We start from the raw sequence: 15,551 nt of genomic DNA on the forward strand, positions 1-15,551 counted from the left end.
AAATATCGGTTTTAATTAATTTAAGTATTACGGCAACCCGTAATTATACAATATAATATTGATATCAAAAACTATTCATCATCTCCTTTTTCGAAAATAACACCTAGCTCTACAAACTTTCGGTGTAAATACTCCTGGCGAATCAGAGCTCTTTCAAATCCAGAAGCCTGGTTGTGCCGCTCTATCAATTTGTCAATTTCTGAGTGGCTTATAAACGTATTCGTAAAAGAAAGCTGTTGCTTTGGAAAGATATGCCCGTGATCGGGCATACAATGAAATGAAAGCATAAAAAATACGGTGATAACAAGGATCCCCTTGATCCATTGCCCCGCTCGATTTGGTCTATATGTACTCTGACCGTATGATGCTGTCTTCTCGTTTTGTTGGTTTGTATTTGTTTCCATAATTTTAATCTGTTGTTAGCGAAAGTACCATACCTATGCGTCAATGTATGTCGTCGAAATTCTGATTTCTATAAATATTTTAGCCGAGATTCATCATCTGTTGGCAGGTATAGCGATGTACAAGATCGAATGCCTGGTCGAGGGCCATACCATCAGGCTGCTGGGCGTGTACCAATGACTGACTGTCTATAAGGCTAATATTAGACTGTTCGGACAACTGTAGACGATCTATATCAGAGAGGACATCGTATCCTTCAAACCTAAAGGGGATACGCAATAGCCAGCGAAAAGCGCGGGTATAGGATTGCTTCAATAGATAGCTGACCATAGGCTCACCCCATAATCCTACTAAAACGGCTTCGGGGTGCATCGTTGCAAAAAGTCTGGCGAGATATTCGTCATCTATATATGCCATATTATATTTAAGGCCTCCTTCTTCTTTGAGCTGCAATAATAAAGAGGACATCCCTTCTCCCATATAGGGAAAGGCAGTATCTCCTACCCGCCACTGTACGGTGGCGGGGAATGGTAAAAATTGTATATCGGGCGGAAGGCTATAATTCTCAGTATGATGAAAATATGCCAACTCGTTGATTCGGTATTCCTGATATAGTAGCTGGCATATCTGTACACCATCGCTACCTATGCCGATGTAACGTATCTGTCCAAAATCAGGCAGCCCGGCACTATCTAAATAAAACTTTATGTTCATTAACATAGATCTATATCTTATCATTAAGCTATCTTAAATCCTACGGCTCTGTGGCTACTTTTCGTGCGCTGCTGTGGCTGCTCCTCCTGATGGAAAATAGCTGCTAGCGACATGGCTTCGCTGATGTGTGTATCGTAGCCGAGGGAATCGGAAAGGGCTTGCGCTTTGTCTCTGGCCAATAGGCCGAACTCGTACTGGGCGATGAGCCTACCTTTGCGCAATAGGGCTTTGTCGACCCGTGATAGATCGGTATTGAAGGTACAGACAAACTGTATACCCAGACTATCGGCCAGTAAGCCGTCGGTAAAATTGAGCAGTGCGGATACTGCCGACATGCCTTGCACCTCGCGGTCGATCACCAGATTTTCGGCATCTTCGATAACGAAAATGGAATTGGGATGCTCGATGAAAAAGGTTAGCAACTGTGGGCCTGCTAGGTCTTGTGCCAACTGTACGGGTACAAAAATGACTTCTTTGTCTATGTGGTGTATGAGGTGCCGTATGTAGCTGGTCTTGCCGGTACCTGGCTTGCCGTGAAGCAATACGATGCCTTTATCTTTTTCTAAACGTAATCGTGACTGTATAAGCTGGTCTACGGCCTCGAAATCGTCATTGTAATGACGGCTGATATCTATTTCGGTATTTTTGATCTCCATACGTTGGGTATCGAGCCCGCTCCGGTACTGAACCATAAAGGATACTTTGGCATCATCGAATTTTTCTACCCGCTGGAATTGTTGTAGTGCGTCCCATAGCTGATGGATCTGCTCCTGTGGATAGTTATGGTAATACAAGTGGATGCTATTCCTATTAAAGTCTATAATAAGCATAAGACCTCCTGAGATGAATAGGTATACTACTTCGTAAGTCATCCTTTGCTGCTCGTCATCGAAGGACTTTTCATAATGGCAGTCGATGATCTGACCACTAAACTGTTGTAAAAGCCAAGGCAGGCATTGCGAACAATCTAAATCATATCTTTTTTCACTGTGTGGCATCGTACCAAAATAATGAACAAAGAATCTGGAGCTCGCGATAGTGCCATAATCGCTAGTTCTGATCATGCTTACTTCTGCTAAGCTGATCTTTCTCTTTTCTCCTGACAGGCAGTAGGACTGCAAATCGAGCTCGTGTGGTATGTGGTTTTCTTTCATAATGCCACAAAGATGGGCGGGCATAGCGACGGCCTGTGTCGCGCTGCATATGTTTTTTTTATTTGAGATAGCGACACACATTGTCGTGATGAGGTGATATATTTGTATGATACCATTAAAAAAAAGCGTATGGCGGAGAAAGAAACATTGATACGGCACAACCTGATTATTAATAAGCTACGACGGAGTCCACTGACTTGGAAGGAGCTAGATGCTTACCTAAAACGGGAATCGGAAATACAGGATTTAAAGCTTGACTTTGTGCAGCGTACGTTCCAACGTCATATAAATGATATTCTCGAGATCTATGGGGTGTCTATAAAAAGTGACCGCAGTACGAGAAGGTATTATATTGAAGCAGATGAAGGTCATGTGGATCGATCTATGCAGGCTTTCGATATCCTGAACCTGCTCCGCATGGGCGACAATAGTTCGAACGTGGTGCTATTTGAACGGAGAAGGCCGATGGGCACGGAACATCTGGCAGGAATATTTCACGCTATACGTAACAACCTGCTCTTGAAATTTGAATATCAGAAGTATTATGAGGCGGAGGCTGAACAGCGTAAATTGCTCCCGCTTGCTATCAAGGAGGCCAAGAACCGTTGGTACGTGGTAGGACAAGACTTGGACAGAAACGCCATGCGGGTATTTGCTGTGGACAGGATGTCTAAACTGGACTTTGGTAAGAAGCAGCCGGCAAGCCGCTTTGCCAAGAATGTAGAGTTGTATTTTAAGAATAGCTTTGGTGTATTACTAGCTACGGAAGATCAAGAGGTGGAGAATATTGTACTATCGTATTCGTCCTTCCAAGGCAATTATATAAAATCTATGCCGCTACATGAGTCGCAGAAGATATTGGTAGATAACGCGGATGAGGTTCGTATCAGCTTGAACTTATACGTGACACGGGATCTGATCATGGAGATATTGTCGGTGGGTGCTCAGGTGAAAGTATTAGCCCCGCAGTCTTTGGTTGATTTGGTGAGGGAGGAACATAAAAGGGCGATGGAGCTTTAATCTGCCTCCTCCTCTATCGATAGAAAACTGTACTGACAGCTATCATCCGTACAGATGTGATGTTGTGTGGGTTTCTGTTTGTTAATGTCGTAATAGCCCCACTCCGTCCTTGCTCCGCAAATCGGGCAGCATGTGGGCTGTTCTCCCATTGAGTAAATAGGTAGGTTCATAATTTTAAATATTTGATGCAAAAGTAGTTTTTTAAACGAAAGAAGCGCAGTTTATTCTGTCTGAATAAGCGCAATATGCAGAAGGATGAACGGGTAAACCGTGCCCTACGGGAAATGGACTATACGGTATTCCGATTCTGGTCGCAGGATGTACTGAAGAAGCTGCCGATGGTGCTCAACCAGATCGAGCTCTTCTTGGAAACGAGAAAGTTGTGGAGGTAGATCTGGGAAATAGTCTGCCATTATCTGTGATATATTTCATAGCTAATAGTCATTATGGATAATAATAATCGGCCTCAGCCGCATAGTATCGATATGTTTCTGTAGTCCTATCCAGGTACATATCGTAGATTCTCTTGAATGTGATGTGGTATTTGCCGTCTGCAGTCTTCGTATATACGGCATATGGCCTGTTGGCACCGTCTCTGTATTCGGCGCTATAGATGGAACCTCCGCCCTTATATACGGTAACACTGAGGATATGACCGGAGTCGTAAAACTCTATGATTAGGGAATTAATCCCATTAGCGTCATACTCTCTATATCTGGCCGTATATACCTTACCGAACATCCGGACCTTGTCATAGGTTGATTTATTGGGCTTTGGCGTAAATCCTACGGGAAAAAGCTCAAAAGTATGCCCAGTCTTATGTTTGTAGCTTCGAAACTTTGCTTTGATCGCGGAGGTTGAGGGTAATTGCGCAATCTGTGCCTCTCTCTTTTTCTCAAAGTTGAGCTGCTTCTCTTCTGCCAAGCGTTGCTCTTCTGCGATCTGGGCTCTTGCTTCGGCTTCTTTCTTCAACCGCTCGGCTTCCTTGGCTCTATGCTCTGCAATAACCATTTGGCTTTTTTTATAGTCCTCTTCTCTTGCTAGTAATGCCTGCTCTAACTTTTTCAAGTTATCTCCATCGGTAGGTTTCCAAAAATCGAGAATCGTATAAGCAAACTTCTCGTTTGTTTGGATAGACAAAGGTTCAAAATCGCGAGGATACTTTTGAACCAAGGAGGTATACCGCTTTCTGAAATGACGGAGTATATCAATGCTCGAGTAGTACTGACTGCTACTCCCCTTGTCCCCGTAATATGTCAGATGTGGCACGGGCACATCCAAACTGTCGATCCAGGAGGAATTTTGCAGAGTAAGTAAGGTAGAGTCTAGTGAAGCTTGCAATACCAATAGCCTCCTATCTATAGCCAGTAGATATTTTGCATTGTCATTCTGGACATTGTTATGGATATATTTGAAATACCCTTTATCTCTGAGTTGGGTTAGATTGTCTTGAAGCGAAGCTGTATTCTGTTTTGCCTCGGCGCGAAGTTCCTTTCGCAATGTCTTTTGCTCTTTGGACAACTGCTCCCGGCTATTCACATAATTGTAAATATTGCCAAGACTAAGATCTTGGGCAAAACTGTATTGTCCGATCACGCTTATAAAGATGGTGATCACGATTAAAATAATACGCATATAAAATGTAATTGAGCTCCCCAAAGGGAGCATGAGATTAGTAATTGTTAAAGAAAATAACGAGGTGGCCGATATGGCTATACAAACACCTCGTTATCGTGAATATAGGCTTTTATAGTAGGTACATAGTCGCCAATGCTGAAGAGTCGATGGCTATCATCGACCTTGAGCTGCACGACACGCTCTCCCAGCCTGACCTTGGTCTGATCGATCACCTCATCGGATAAGCTTTGTAATAGGAAGCAGTGATCTACCTGATCTATGGCCGCCAAGCTATCCCGCAACGTATCGGGGAATGGGTGGTCGGCGATACGATTGGCTATATTCAACAAGGGATTGAGCAAGACAAGTCTTACGCTCACCGAATTGCTGATCAAGAGGTCACGCAACTGACAGGCATAGTTGCCGCCTGTAGAATCTCCTATAATCACCAGCTCTTTGCTCCCGAGATAACGCTTGAAAAGGTTAAAGAGAAAGAGCTTGATATCGGTATCGTTGTGCCACTCGGCACAGGTGCAATGGTGTGTGCTGCGAAATGATTGTTCAATAAGCTTGTACTTGCGGGAGTCTCTGCCTGACCCCATTCCATGAATGTAAAGTAGTTGTTTCATTATTATTTAATATCTATTTAAAGATATTATACACGGAAATCGTTTTTTGTTGCGTAATTTTTGAAAATAAATGAAATATAATTTATGAGCTGATGTAGAAAGACAATATAGTTAAGGAAGCTAATGGAAACCGTAGAAGTGAACAGGTAATAATATGCAATATATTATGGATATTAGACTCATGAAATCAAACTTTTTATTACCGGATAATATACACGGAAGATCTATATTTAAGAATATAATACCTACCAGCAACAACTATACAGCACTTTTTAGAAAACACTAATTGTTATCAATAATGAAAATTGTTCAACTTCTCTTACTTATTATCCTATGTACTTCATGTGCTGATTATAGAGTTTTTTATGACCCACTGAGTGCAAAAAATAAGAAATCGGAGGATAAAGTGTTGGAGGTGCTTAGAAAGCAACAAAGACAGGATTTTAAAATCATTGGTAAACGTTCAAATAAACTTTTAGAGAATAATGAAGGTTATAAAGACTATGATCCGAATATCCTAAAAACAACGTATAAAGAGATGGTTGCATCTATTTTGATAGCGAATATTCCTGAAAATATAGATGATGAAAAACTAGATCCTAAACAGACTATTTTTGTTCGCTTGTATTTTAGTTCTAAAAATCTTAGACCGGTAGAAGTATATTTCGGGACACATATTATGAACCTTTTTTCTGTTTTCCCGAAGAAGAACATTGAAAACATTGAAAATGAACTAAAAAAAAGAGTTATAGCAGAAAAGAATTATGAAGCATTTGGGGAAAGCGAAGTAGAAAGACAGTTGGCCAGTACAAACTATGTCCAACATATTGCTGCTTTTAGAGCTAAGGAGCTAGCTCAAGTAAAACAAGGAAAGCTTGCATTTGATAAAATAACTTATTTATGACTTTTTATCGTTTAAAAAGTGATTCTATCTTCTCTTTAATGTGTTAGTCAAAGCTTTTTTCATTAATACCAAATGAGCTTTTTATTTTTATACATAAAGATTCTGGATAAATTTCTTTTGGCAGTCTTATCTTCTAACATTAAAAAAGCGCCAGTGGGTATGAAGCCTTCCCCGTTTTCAAACATTGAATAAATATAAAAATACGCTTCAAGATACCAAAGCTTCTTTAGCGTATAACCACGGACTCAGTCCATTTAGGGCCTTATGCGGATGATTACTGTTGTATTCGATCTGCCACTCATAAGCAATGGCATTAACTTCTGTTATAGAACCAAATAGATATGCATCGAGTACATCTTCTCTGAACGTACGATTTAACCGCTCGATGTAAGCATTTTGAGCTGGTTTTCCCGGTTGTATATAGTGCAGTTCAATCCCATTTTCTGCACAGAAATTTGTAAAGACTTTAGATAGAAATTCCGGGCCATTGTCCGTTCTTATACGCTTGGGTTTAGATCTAGATGTAATCAATTCCTTTAATTGTTGCACTTGTCTAACGCCAGGGATGGAGTAGAACGCTTCATTTATCAATGATTCGCGATTATAATCATCCATGACATTGAGCACTCTAAACCTTCGGCCATTCGCAAGCGAATCACTCATAACCACGAAGTAGCAGCGAAGCTAACTCAATTGACCAAGTATCATTAATTGAACCAGGGACTTGGAGTTTCTCTTTAATCCTAGAAGGAATGCGACGTTTGCGTTTGGTTCTGAGCTTAAGATTGATATTTCGATAAACTCGGAGCACCCTTTTTCGGTTCCACACAATGCCTTCTAGGCGTATTTTGCCGTAATAGGTCTGAAATCCTCGCGTAGGATATCTTTCTGCAAGATCCATTAGCTTTGAAATAATAGCGTTATCATCCTTTTTATACGCATAGTAGTACATACTGCGACTCATGCAGACAATTTTACAGGCTCTATGAATACTGATTTCATGCTATTCTATCACTCCATTAACCAGCTCTTTACGTTCACAGAGCTTTAGCGCTTTTTATTCATTAGTATTTATATTTTAGGTATTCATGAGCTCCTTACAGTCGGTTTTCTATTATATCTTTTAAAATGCGGTGATCCAAACTCAAATCGGCAAACATCCGTTTTAGACGAGCGTTTTCTTCTTGAAGGGCCTTTAACTCCTTAAGATGCTGTGCGTCCATACCGCCATATTTCTGCTTCCATTGATAGAAAGTAGGCGCTGAAATACCATGTTCTCTACAAATATCCTTTGTAGCTTTACCCCGACTCATATTCTTTGAGAATATTAACAATCTGATGTTCCGAAAATTTGCTCTTCTTCATAATGTTTAACAAACTAATTTAATAATTTTAAGTTGTTTGAAAAACAGGGAACTTTACCAAAACAGGGAACTTTACCTACAGCACTTTTTAGAAAACACTAATTGTTATCAATAATGAAAATTCTTCAACTTCTCTTACTTATTATCCTATGCACTTCATGTGCTGATTATAAATATTTTTACAACCCCCTAAATACAAAAAATAAGAAATCGGAGGATAAAGAGTTGGAGGCACTTAAAAAAAAGCTAAGACAGGATTTTAAAACCATTGGTAAACGTTCAAATAAACTTTTAGAGAATGATAAAGATTATAGTTATGATCCGAATATCCTAAAAACAACGTATAAAGAGATGGTTGCATCTATTTTGATAGCGAATATTCCAAAAAATATAGATGATGAAAAACTAAATCCTAAACAGGTTATTTTTGTAATCCTGTATTTTGATTCTAAAAATCTTAGACCAGCAGAAGTATATTTCGGAACGCGTATTATGAACCTTTTTTCTGTTTTCCCGAAGAAGAACATTGAAAACATTGAAAATGAACTAAAAAAAAGAGTTATAGCAGAAAAGAATTATGAAGATTTTGGGGAAAGCGAAGTAGAAAGACAGTTGGCCAGTACAAACTATGTTCTCCATACTATTGGTTATAGTGCTAAGGAACTAGCTCAAGTAAAACAAGGAAAGCTTGCATTTGATAAAATAACTTATTTATGACTTTTTATCGTTTAAAAAGTGATTCTATCTTCTCTTTAATGTGTTAGTCAAAGCTTTTTTCATTAATACCAAATGAGCTTTTTATTTTTATACATAAAGATTCTGGATAAATTTCTTTTGGCAGTCTTATCTTCTAACATTAAAAAAGCGCCAGTGGGTATGAAGCCTTCCCCGTTTTCAAACATTGAATAAATATAAAAATACGCTTCAAGATACCAAAGCTTCTTTAGCGTATAACCACGGACTCAGTCCATTTAGGGCCTTATGCGGATGATTACTGTTGTATTCGATCTGCCACTCATAAGCAATGGCATTAACTTCTGTTATAGAACCAAATAGATATGCATCGAGTACATCTTCTCTGAACGTACGATTTAACCGCTCGATGTAAGCATTTTGAGCTGGTTTTCCCGGTTGTATATAGTGCAGTTCAATCCCATTTTCTGCACAGAAATTTGTAAAGACTTTAGATAGAAATTCCGGGCCATTGTCCGTTCTTATACGCTTGGGTTTAGATCTAGATGTAATCAATTCCTTTAATTGTTGCACTTGTCTAACGCCAGGGATGGAGTAGAACGCTTCATTTATCAATGATTCGCGATTATAATCATCCATGACATTGAGCACTCTAAACCTTCGGCCATTCGCAAGCGAATCACTCATAACCACGAAGTAGCAGCGAAGCTAACTCAATTGACCAAGTATCATTAATTGAACCAGGGACTTGGAGTTTCTCTTTAATCCTAGAAGGAATGCGACGTTTGCGTTTGGTTCTAAGCTTAAGATTGATATTTCGATAAACTCGGAGCACCCTTTTTCGGTTCCACACAATGCCTTCTAGGCGTATTTTGCCGTAATAGATCTGAAATCCTCGCGTAGGATATCTTTCTGCAAGATCCATTAGCTGTTACTTCACGGATCGGATCAGTTGAAAAGCAATAAATTCTTTAAGATAACGGGCTTTGCTGTTAGTTTGGTGGAGCTTATGGAAACGATATTTCGACTACGAAAGAGTTAATTTTGACTACCCATTTTATACTTTGTATTCCGCTTTATGATAAATGTACCAGTTTCTGATACGGAAAGTAGCGTAATAGGATGTGTAAAATAAATGCCGCCGTAAATCTTAGCTGCTATGCCATATTGTATACTATACAAATCAGGGGATATTTGTACTACCTTAACGTCTCTTTCTCTATTTTTTTTCTTTTTCCCCATTTCGACCTGCAAATTTACAGTATCTCTATTTCCCCCATTGTCGTATTCATACTCAAGGTTTACAAGATGGCTTTTAGTCTTGCAGCTACTTACTAAAATTACGGCCAATAATAGTATGCCACGGATTCTTTTCATTTCTTTTAATTTTTGATAATATTTTACTTAATCCTCACCATATGCTTTTTTGAACAATGCGCAAAAAGCTTCCTCCTCCTGCAAATCCGGATGACAAACCACCACCTTTAGGATTTTGAATTAGAACGAAGAATGTAAGTATTACGCTTGCTAGTATTATGAGAATAATAAACAGAGTCGTCATCTTATTTTGAATATAAATTTGAGCAGCAAAGTACAACTTTTGGTTGAAATTAATTTTTAAAGTTTTAAATAACTGCTACGCCTAACTTAATTGGGCTTTATATGATATTTTGTATAGTTAACATTGATAACTTTGTGATATGACTGATTACGATAAAGAGGATGATAAAATAATAGTTCCTCGATTTGAGGAATCCGCTGGCTTCTATACCTTGAAGCAGCGCAGCTATAATATGTCTAGTATCAAGGGCAAGAACTCTAAACCTGAGATGCTCCTCCGAAAAGCGCTATGGTCTAAAAATATCCGCTTCCGCCTGCATGACAAATCGCTCCCTGGCCGTCCCGATATCGTGATCAAAAAGTATAAACTGGCAATATTTGTGGATGCGGAGTTCTGGCATGGCTTCGACTGGAAGACCAACCGCGAGCGTATCAAATCCAACCGTCTATTCTGGATACCAAAGATTGTATCCGTAAGATTTTCACAAAACTAATATTTTTAGTATATTCGTTTTGTAAATCTTAAAGTTATGAACGAATCTTTAATACAACGGGACTCGGATTGGCGGTATCAGTTATCAGAGCTGAAAGACGAAAAGTTACTAGAACAAGTCAATAGCATGTCCCGAACCGAACTAATCGAATGGCTGGCATGGAATGACCGCAACGGCTTATTCTTGGATGAAGACGCTATAGCCGAAGGCTATCCCCCACTTACAGAAGAAGCTAGAATGTGTGTATACGGAGTTATCATGCGGGATGAGCCGGAATGGGATGGCTATATGAGGGAAGTATACCTGCGTGATATGGATCTGGCTGTGGATGTAAATCGATAAGACCTTTTCGATTAGCTAATTGACAACGTAATTATGGTGAATAAACACCATACCAATTTATAAATTCGGGGATAAATTATGAGTAAGAATAAGAAAATAGAAATCGGAGGTAAAGAAATAAGTATCATCTCGCAAAAGCAAGATGATTTTATTTCACTTACTGATATGGCTAAGAGCCAAATGCAGGAAGCCATTATCATAAAATGGCTCACACTCAAAAGCACTATTGAATATATTGGCGAATGGGAAGCCTTATACAATCCCAATTTTAATTATACCGAATTCGGTACAATTAAAAATTCCGCAGGAAGTAATAATTTCGTTTTGTCTGTGAAAAATTGGATTGAGGCAACCAATGCAATTGGAATTACAGCCAAGCCAGGAAGATATGGCGGAACTTATGCACATAAAGACATTGCATTTCATTTTGGAATGTGGATCAGCCCGAAATTTCAGCTGCTGCTAGTCAAAGAATATCAATGTCTCAAAGATGAAGAAAATGACCGTCTTAAATTAGACTGGAGTCTGCAACGTACGTTGGCAAAAGTAAACTATCAAATACACACCGATGCTATTAGAGAAAATCTAATTCCACAGCAGATCACCAAACAACAGGTAGGTCTGGTATATGCTACAGAAGCAGACCTGCTCAACGTGGCTCTTTTTGGCGTTACGGCCAAGGAATGGCGGGAAGCGAACCCCGATCTGAAAGGAACGACGAAGTCCTCAACGAAGTTAAATATGCGAGACGATGCCACTATAGAACAATTGGTGGTAGTTACAGAGTGAGGCTATCAAAAAATTGAAATAGGCGCAGTATATTAAAGATACATAGGAATTAATCTAGCTCCTCCTCTATTAATACAAGAAAATATAATCCGAATGTAACCTTTATGTTATTATGACGATCGGATATACTATCGGCATAGGAATTGTCGTTATATCAGTATTCATAATTTAGGTTAATAATTGGTTAGTTAAAAATACCTGAAGCTCCCCGCTCAAGGTATTTTTTATTGTCTGCCTTTTTGTAGAGCATAGCTTCCAACAGAGCTAAAAAATTAAATGGGCATCCTGTCGAGATACTTTTATCTTTCAAATCCATTTGTAGCAATAGAATGTAATAGCTATCTTTAATGATGGCACATCAAATAGTTGATATCCATCTACTATATTTCTGTGCAGGAGAAAAATATAAAAGCTATGAATTTTTTAAAAATATGCTGCATAGCAGTAATAATACTGCTCAATTCTTGTGCAACGTCTATGTCTCCAATGATGGTGCATAATACCTTGCCCAACTACACCAAGTCGAGATATTTGTCACAAACAGATGCCGATAAAGCTGTAAACGCAGGTGGCTGCAAATTTCTCGTTAAGGACCGAAGCTACACCGCACCTGTGGGGCTAGGCACACATAACGATCTCCGAAACGGAGCCAGGGGAATTGATGAATGGGTGACTTTAGATAAGGGAAATGCCTATGCATTAAAAAGCTTCAAGTGGGTGCGGGTTGATAAAGATGGTACGACACAATTGCAGCTAGACTTTGACACAATGCTGTGTGAGTAATTTTCAATTGCGCGTAATAGCTGAAACAGTAAAGTCTAAAAAAACATTTTATATATGAAAAGACTAAATAATCATGAATAAATCATACGGTTTGAAGGTCAGCTTCAACGACAAAGTAGTAACTAACGCTGGAATTGACAAAGAGAATTACGTGGTAACCGGATGTGTAACTTTTGTACACAGAAACGACGGTAGTGAATATTATAATTTTAATGTGAGTGGCTTGGATTCAGATGAAGATGATCACCTGGGCTGGTATAATACTGATGTCAAATTAGGAGATACCATAGAAATTGAGCTGATCGACAGTTCTTTTGATCCGCCCATCGAACGTCACAAAAGTACAACATCGCCAGAAGAAAAACTGCAATACAAACTGGAGGAATTCCATTACCTAAAGGAAAAACTCAAAGATTACATCAATGGATAAATCAAAGATGAACAACCTGGGAATTAATGTAAAAATCAATGGCAGGCAGATCTGTAAAGCTGGTTTTGACAAAGAGAACTTTGTATTGACGGCTATCACGTCTCTTGTACACAGAGAAGGCGGAAGCGAAGGTCGCACGCTATCAATAGGAGGTTTAGATTCTGATGCATCCGAACACGTCAGCTGGTACTTTGATCATATATCTCTAGACGACAAGATCACATTAGAAGTCATCGAAGGATCATTTGATGCGCCACTGCCTACAGAAGACAAAGCAATATCCGAAGAAAGTGACCTGCAACGGGAACTCGAGCGATACTATCAACTTAGAGAGGAATTGAAGGGATATATAAATGAGGAATAGAATAAATTCAAACAACCAAATGGGATCATGCAGATGGACTGCATGGAGTGATCAATGTGGGGTTAAATCTTCGAGACGTTGTTTTAAATATTGTAATTTTGCCACAAATAATGGTTGTTATGGCTAAGAATTCAGGAAGTTGGTTATCGAGAAACATTTACGAAATACGGGAAACTTTATTTGCCCCGGATCCAAATGATTCGCCCCTTAAAAAGAAACAGAAAGCGGTTGGTTGGTACATGTTCTTAATCTTACTATTATGTGGCGGCTTAGCTATGCTTATCGCGGTTTCTTTCGTTCATTAGTATACCTATTGGACGACTGTTATTTCCAATTCTATTGTATCAGTTGGTTTTTGATCCGTTTTACAAGAGTTTCCGGACACCCGATTCCGGTTCTGAACAACTGGTTGACGGATTTTGTATTCGTACCGCTGATTATCCACGTAGCGCAATCGGTAAGTCTTTGCATACTGGGCACTTCCAAACCATACCGCTATCCCCTATTTCAAATCCTGTTGATCTCGGTATTAACCGCTTACGTATTTGAGTATATCATGCCGCGAACTACGGATCACCATACGGCAGATATCTGGGATGTTGTCTGTTATGTTGCGGGGGGCTTTTTTTACCGCTATATCCATCAGAGGTACTCGATAAAAAAGTATCGTCAAGTATAGAATATTGATAGAAGAAAATATAATCCGAATGTAACCTTTATGTTATTATGACGATCGGATATACTATCGGCATAGGAATTGACGTTATAACAGTATTCATAATTTAGGTTAATAATTGGTTAGTTAAAAATCCCTGAAGCTCCCCGCTCCAGGGATTTTTTTTGTGCAACTAAATATTTCCCTTTTTCAACAAGCATCTACTTTTTAAGACCTTAACGTTAGCTTATACTTCAACATTGAGAAAAGCCTTATAATCAAAACAATATTTGTCATTAAAATCATCGATAAAATCCCTGTAAACAGGGCATAGCGGGTACTTAGCGGCGAGATTTCAAACCGTATCCATCTCAAAACACTTAATAAGTCCGTACAATTACCCAAATTTTCATTTTGCTCATAAGTCACCCTATGAAATCTATTGATGGAACAATATTGAATTTTATTAGTCCCATCTAAGAATTTGAAAAGCACTTTTTCCCGAGGTAATACAGTATAGCACAACAACTGCCTTACCTCGACCTGTTCCATACCTATTTTTTTTCCTGATGACAAAATGATTTTCTCATCTTTATCACATATAGTTATCCCACCGTAAATGTAATCATGGTATGCAAACTGCAGTCCATAGGGCAAACCAAAAAGCTGTACATATTCTTTGTTGTTAACTTTGTATTTTGTCGTTGATATCCATAAATAGCTTAAGAAAATACTCGTGGCACTTAAAAAAACACATAGTATCAGATAGATAGTTCCTTTCATATATTCTTCAAAGTTTCTATTTATTGGCAGTGAAAACACAGTACGGTTCAATCATACTTATAGCCTTGTCTCTATACCGATCCACCGGACCTGCTGTATCTATGACCGAATAGAGATACTCATCAGCATGGGGCTTTCTTGGACCAGATTTACTACTCAACAATATAACTATCTGCAAACAAAATAGAAGTTTTAATAAAATGTCCATAAGGTTTCTAATCAAAATACCGGATCACTGAACTCTTAAATAACCCAAAAAAAGAAGTAATGCAATTAGAAATGCATGTACCCCCATGTTATATTTAGAGGCTCGGATAGATGGGGTGTAATTATATAAATTGGACACACCAGTGTTAGGATCCACTTTGGCAAAGTGGATTAAAATGTATTTCAAAGAGTAATGCCAAAGGAAATAGAAACACAGGATATATATGGTTTTTTCTCCCCTACTATATTCAGTATGCTTGATGGAGCCGGGATTCAAATATTCAATAATAGAATAAACAATCCCTAGCATGAGAACAAATGCCATCCCCATAGCAACTATGCTCTTAAAAAGAGGATTGTCATGGGTTTCAAAATGAGCATAGAAAAGCCTGTAATAGTAGTAAATAAAACGCATGCACAAAAAAAAAGTTAAAATTTACACCAAAACAAAACATCCAAATGAACGTCGAATAAGATTTTCTCAAACATAAAAAACAAATATTAAAGTAAATTGGTAATATAAAATATTAACATTATGTTAATATTAATCTAAATATTCATAGTGGTATTGTGTAACAGTCTATAAAAAGAAATTTGCATATCGCTACTTTTTAAATGGCTTCGTTTGGCGTATTCTGATAAAGTGA

At 38.6% G+C, this 15,551-nt stretch carries 24 protein-coding genes and 1 pseudogene; 11 read left to right on the plus strand and 14 right to left on the minus strand.

What is annotated here, in order from left to right:
* Positions 1-71 precede the first annotated feature (71 nt).
* From G7B18_RS13525 to G7B18_RS13535, 3 genes are all read right to left on the minus strand, one after another.
* A complete protein-coding gene (locus G7B18_RS13525; protein ID WP_164123070.1) occupies positions 72-404 on the minus strand; it encodes a hypothetical protein in 333 nt (110 codons plus the stop codon).
* A 79-nt stretch (positions 405-483) separates the two neighbouring features.
* Entirely contained in the window at positions 484-1,116 is a 633-nt protein-coding gene (locus G7B18_RS13530) for a hypothetical protein (protein ID WP_164123072.1), read from the minus strand.
* A 23-nt stretch (positions 1,117-1,139) separates the two neighbouring features.
* On the minus strand, positions 1,140-2,270 hold the full coding sequence (locus G7B18_RS13535; protein ID WP_205601717.1) for an AAA family ATPase: 1,131 nt from the start codon (positions 2,268-2,270) through the stop codon (positions 1,140-1,142).
* Between the two features lie 129 nt (positions 2,271-2,399).
* On the opposite strand from G7B18_RS13535, the gene G7B18_RS13545 reads away from it, so the two are divergent.
* Complete coding sequence (locus G7B18_RS13545; protein WP_164123078.1) at positions 2,400-3,290, plus strand: helix-turn-helix transcriptional regulator; 891 nt, start codon at positions 2,400-2,402, stop codon at positions 3,288-3,290.
* Here the strand turns inward: G7B18_RS13545 and G7B18_RS13550 are convergent.
* Positions 3,287-3,460, minus strand: a complete 174-nt coding sequence (locus G7B18_RS13550) for a hypothetical protein (RefSeq protein WP_164123080.1) — start codon at positions 3,458-3,460, stop codon at positions 3,287-3,289. The genes G7B18_RS13545 and G7B18_RS13550 overlap by 4 nt on opposite strands.
* 75 nt (positions 3,461-3,535) lie before the next feature.
* Between G7B18_RS13550 and G7B18_RS19425 the strand changes: the two genes are divergently transcribed.
* A complete protein-coding gene (locus G7B18_RS19425) occupies positions 3,536-3,682 on the plus strand; it encodes a DUF559 domain-containing protein (protein WP_164123082.1) in 147 nt (48 codons plus the stop codon).
* A 52-nt stretch (positions 3,683-3,734) separates the two neighbouring features.
* Here the strand turns inward: G7B18_RS19425 and G7B18_RS13560 are convergent, their stop codons facing one another.
* Entirely contained in the window at positions 3,735-4,925 is a 1,191-nt protein-coding gene (locus G7B18_RS13560; RefSeq protein ID WP_164123084.1) for a hypothetical protein, read from the minus strand.
* A gap of 77 nt (positions 4,926-5,002) precedes the next feature.
* Positions 5,003-5,536 carry a YqiA/YcfP family alpha/beta fold hydrolase gene (locus G7B18_RS13565; RefSeq protein ID WP_262886626.1) on the minus strand — a complete coding sequence of 178 codons (534 nt, stop codon included), beginning with the start codon at positions 5,534-5,536 and terminating at the stop codon, positions 5,003-5,005.
* A gap of 298 nt (positions 5,537-5,834) precedes the next feature.
* Between G7B18_RS13565 and G7B18_RS13570 the strand changes: the two genes are divergently transcribed.
* Positions 5,835-6,440: a hypothetical protein gene (locus G7B18_RS13570; RefSeq protein WP_164123088.1), complete on the plus strand. Its 606-nt coding sequence runs from the start codon at positions 5,835-5,837 to the stop codon at positions 6,438-6,440.
* A 207-nt stretch (positions 6,441-6,647) separates the two neighbouring features.
* On the opposite strand, the gene G7B18_RS13575 is transcribed toward G7B18_RS13570, so the two are convergent.
* From G7B18_RS13575 to G7B18_RS13585, 3 genes and pseudogenes are all read right to left on the minus strand, one after another.
* Complete coding sequence (locus tag G7B18_RS13575; RefSeq protein ID WP_164123090.1) at positions 6,648-7,103, minus strand: integrase core domain-containing protein; 456 nt, start codon at positions 7,101-7,103, stop codon at positions 6,648-6,650.
* A complete protein-coding gene (locus G7B18_RS13580) occupies positions 7,096-7,404 on the minus strand; it encodes a hypothetical protein (RefSeq protein WP_164123092.1) in 309 nt (102 codons plus the stop codon). Before G7B18_RS13580 ends, G7B18_RS13575 begins: the two co-directional genes overlap by 8 nt.
* Positions 7,405-7,543: 139 nt before the next feature.
* Positions 7,544-7,805, minus strand: a pseudogene (locus tag G7B18_RS13585) (transposase); the annotation flags it as partial.
* A gap of 113 nt (positions 7,806-7,918) precedes the next feature.
* On the opposite strand from G7B18_RS13585, the gene G7B18_RS13590 reads away from it, so the two are divergent.
* Complete coding sequence (locus tag G7B18_RS13590; RefSeq protein WP_164123093.1) at positions 7,919-8,521, plus strand: hypothetical protein; 603 nt, start codon at positions 7,919-7,921, stop codon at positions 8,519-8,521.
* A 207-nt stretch (positions 8,522-8,728) separates the two neighbouring features.
* Here G7B18_RS13590 and G7B18_RS13595 read toward each other — a convergent pair whose 3' ends face one another.
* From G7B18_RS13595 to secG, 3 genes are all read right to left on the minus strand, one after another.
* The gene (locus tag G7B18_RS13595) at positions 8,729-9,184 is read right to left on the minus strand and encodes an integrase core domain-containing protein (RefSeq protein WP_164123090.1); all 456 of its coding nucleotides are present in this window, start codon (positions 9,182-9,184) and stop codon (positions 8,729-8,731) included.
* Positions 9,185-9,535: 351 nt separating this feature from the next.
* Positions 9,536-9,874 (minus strand): hypothetical protein, encoded by a 339-nt coding sequence (locus G7B18_RS13600; protein WP_164112377.1) that lies wholly within the window; start codon positions 9,872-9,874, stop codon positions 9,536-9,538.
* Positions 9,875-9,908: 34 nt separating this feature from the next.
* On the minus strand, positions 9,909-10,058 hold the full coding sequence (gene secG, locus G7B18_RS13605; protein WP_164123096.1) for a preprotein translocase subunit SecG: 150 nt from the start codon (positions 10,056-10,058) through the stop codon (positions 9,909-9,911).
* A gap of 139 nt (positions 10,059-10,197) precedes the next feature.
* On the opposite strand from secG, the gene G7B18_RS13610 reads away from it, so the two are divergent.
* From G7B18_RS13610 to G7B18_RS13640, 7 genes are all read left to right on the plus strand, one after another.
* Complete coding sequence (locus G7B18_RS13610) at positions 10,198-10,551, plus strand: very short patch repair endonuclease (protein WP_164123098.1); 354 nt, start codon at positions 10,198-10,200, stop codon at positions 10,549-10,551.
* 36 nt (positions 10,552-10,587) lie between these two features.
* The gene (locus G7B18_RS13615; RefSeq protein ID WP_164123100.1) at positions 10,588-10,893 is read left to right on the plus strand and encodes a hypothetical protein; all 306 of its coding nucleotides are present in this window, start codon (positions 10,588-10,590) and stop codon (positions 10,891-10,893) included.
* A gap of 78 nt (positions 10,894-10,971) precedes the next feature.
* A complete protein-coding gene (locus G7B18_RS13620; protein WP_164123102.1) occupies positions 10,972-11,682 on the plus strand; it encodes a KilA-N domain-containing protein in 711 nt (236 codons plus the stop codon).
* Between the two features lie 414 nt (positions 11,683-12,096).
* The gene (locus tag G7B18_RS13625) at positions 12,097-12,465 is read left to right on the plus strand and encodes a hypothetical protein (protein WP_164112382.1); all 369 of its coding nucleotides are present in this window, start codon (positions 12,097-12,099) and stop codon (positions 12,463-12,465) included.
* A 73-nt stretch (positions 12,466-12,538) separates the two neighbouring features.
* Positions 12,539-12,895: a hypothetical protein gene (locus G7B18_RS13630; protein WP_164112383.1), complete on the plus strand. Its 357-nt coding sequence runs from the start codon at positions 12,539-12,541 to the stop codon at positions 12,893-12,895.
* Complete coding sequence (locus G7B18_RS13635; protein ID WP_164123103.1) at positions 12,888-13,259, plus strand: hypothetical protein; 372 nt, start codon at positions 12,888-12,890, stop codon at positions 13,257-13,259. The genes G7B18_RS13630 and G7B18_RS13635 overlap by 8 nt, the downstream gene beginning before the upstream one ends.
* Positions 13,260-13,518: 259 nt before the next feature.
* On the plus strand, positions 13,519-13,938 hold the full coding sequence (locus tag G7B18_RS13640; protein WP_164112385.1) for a hypothetical protein: 420 nt from the start codon (positions 13,519-13,521) through the stop codon (positions 13,936-13,938).
* A 204-nt stretch (positions 13,939-14,142) separates the two neighbouring features.
* Here the strand turns inward: G7B18_RS13640 and G7B18_RS13645 are convergent, their stop codons facing one another.
* Positions 14,143-14,697 (minus strand): hypothetical protein, encoded by a 555-nt coding sequence (locus G7B18_RS13645; RefSeq protein WP_164123105.1) that lies wholly within the window; start codon positions 14,695-14,697, stop codon positions 14,143-14,145.
* Positions 14,698-14,713: 16 nt separating this feature from the next.
* Entirely contained in the window at positions 14,714-14,875 is a 162-nt protein-coding gene (locus G7B18_RS13650; RefSeq protein ID WP_164112387.1) for a hypothetical protein, read from the minus strand.
* Between the last annotated feature and the right edge of the window lie 676 nt (positions 14,876-15,551).

Origin of the sequence: Sphingobacterium sp. xlx-130, assembly GCF_011007405.1 — a bacterium.
Taxonomy (GTDB): Bacteria; Bacteroidota; Bacteroidia; order Sphingobacteriales; family Sphingobacteriaceae; genus Sphingobacterium; species Sphingobacterium luzhongxinii.

Bases quoted from the DNA above. Each gene is read 5' to 3' on its own strand.
- G7B18_RS13565 (WP_262886626.1), bottom strand. From the start codon at position 5,536: ATGAAACAACTACTTTACATTCATGGAATGGGGTCAGGCAGAGACTCC.
- G7B18_RS13580 (WP_164123092.1), bottom strand. From the start codon at position 7,404: ATGAGTCGCAGTATGTACTACTATGCGTATAAAAAGGATGATAACGCT.
- G7B18_RS13595 (WP_164123090.1), bottom strand. From the start codon at position 9,184: ATGAGTGATTCGCTTGCGAATGGCCGAAGGTTTAGAGTGCTCAATGTC.
- G7B18_RS13535 (WP_205601717.1), bottom strand. From the start codon at position 2,270: ATGAAAGAAAACCACATACCACACGAGCTCGATTTGCAGTCCTACTGC.
- G7B18_RS13550 (WP_164123080.1), bottom strand. From the start codon at position 3,460: ATGAACCTACCTATTTACTCAATGGGAGAACAGCCCACATGCTGCCCG.
- G7B18_RS13545 (WP_164123078.1), top strand. From the start codon at position 2,400: ATGGCGGAGAAAGAAACATTGATACGGCACAACCTGATTATTAATAAG.
- G7B18_RS13570 (WP_164123088.1), top strand. From the start codon at position 5,835: ATGAAAATTGTTCAACTTCTCTTACTTATTATCCTATGTACTTCATGT.
- G7B18_RS13615 (WP_164123100.1), top strand. From the start codon at position 10,588: ATGAACGAATCTTTAATACAACGGGACTCGGATTGGCGGTATCAGTTA.
- G7B18_RS13635 (WP_164123103.1), top strand. From the start codon at position 12,888: ATGGATAAATCAAAGATGAACAACCTGGGAATTAATGTAAAAATCAAT.
- G7B18_RS13560 (WP_164123084.1), bottom strand. From the start codon at position 4,925: ATGCGTATTATTTTAATCGTGATCACCATCTTTATAAGCGTGATCGGA.
- G7B18_RS13620 (WP_164123102.1), top strand. From the start codon at position 10,972: ATGAGTAAGAATAAGAAAATAGAAATCGGAGGTAAAGAAATAAGTATC.
- G7B18_RS13640 (WP_164112385.1), top strand. From the start codon at position 13,519: ATGTGGCGGCTTAGCTATGCTTATCGCGGTTTCTTTCGTTCATTAGTA.
- G7B18_RS19425 (WP_164123082.1), top strand. From the start codon at position 3,536: ATGCAGAAGGATGAACGGGTAAACCGTGCCCTACGGGAAATGGACTAT.
- G7B18_RS13645 (WP_164123105.1), bottom strand. From the start codon at position 14,697: ATGAAAGGAACTATCTATCTGATACTATGTGTTTTTTTAAGTGCCACG.
- G7B18_RS13600 (WP_164112377.1), bottom strand. From the start codon at position 9,874: ATGAAAAGAATCCGTGGCATACTATTATTGGCCGTAATTTTAGTAAGT.
- secG (WP_164123096.1), bottom strand. From the start codon at position 10,058: ATGACGACTCTGTTTATTATTCTCATAATACTAGCAAGCGTAATACTT.
- G7B18_RS13625 (WP_164112382.1), top strand. From the start codon at position 12,097: ATGAATTTTTTAAAAATATGCTGCATAGCAGTAATAATACTGCTCAAT.
- G7B18_RS13575 (WP_164123090.1), bottom strand. From the start codon at position 7,103: ATGAGTGATTCGCTTGCGAATGGCCGAAGGTTTAGAGTGCTCAATGTC.
- G7B18_RS13530 (WP_164123072.1), bottom strand. From the start codon at position 1,116: ATGAACATAAAGTTTTATTTAGATAGTGCCGGGCTGCCTGATTTTGGA.
- G7B18_RS13525 (WP_164123070.1), bottom strand. From the start codon at position 404: ATGGAAACAAATACAAACCAACAAAACGAGAAGACAGCATCATACGGT.
- G7B18_RS13590 (WP_164123093.1), top strand. From the start codon at position 7,919: ATGAAAATTCTTCAACTTCTCTTACTTATTATCCTATGCACTTCATGT.
- G7B18_RS13630 (WP_164112383.1), top strand. From the start codon at position 12,539: ATGAATAAATCATACGGTTTGAAGGTCAGCTTCAACGACAAAGTAGTA.
- G7B18_RS13610 (WP_164123098.1), top strand. From the start codon at position 10,198: ATGACTGATTACGATAAAGAGGATGATAAAATAATAGTTCCTCGATTT.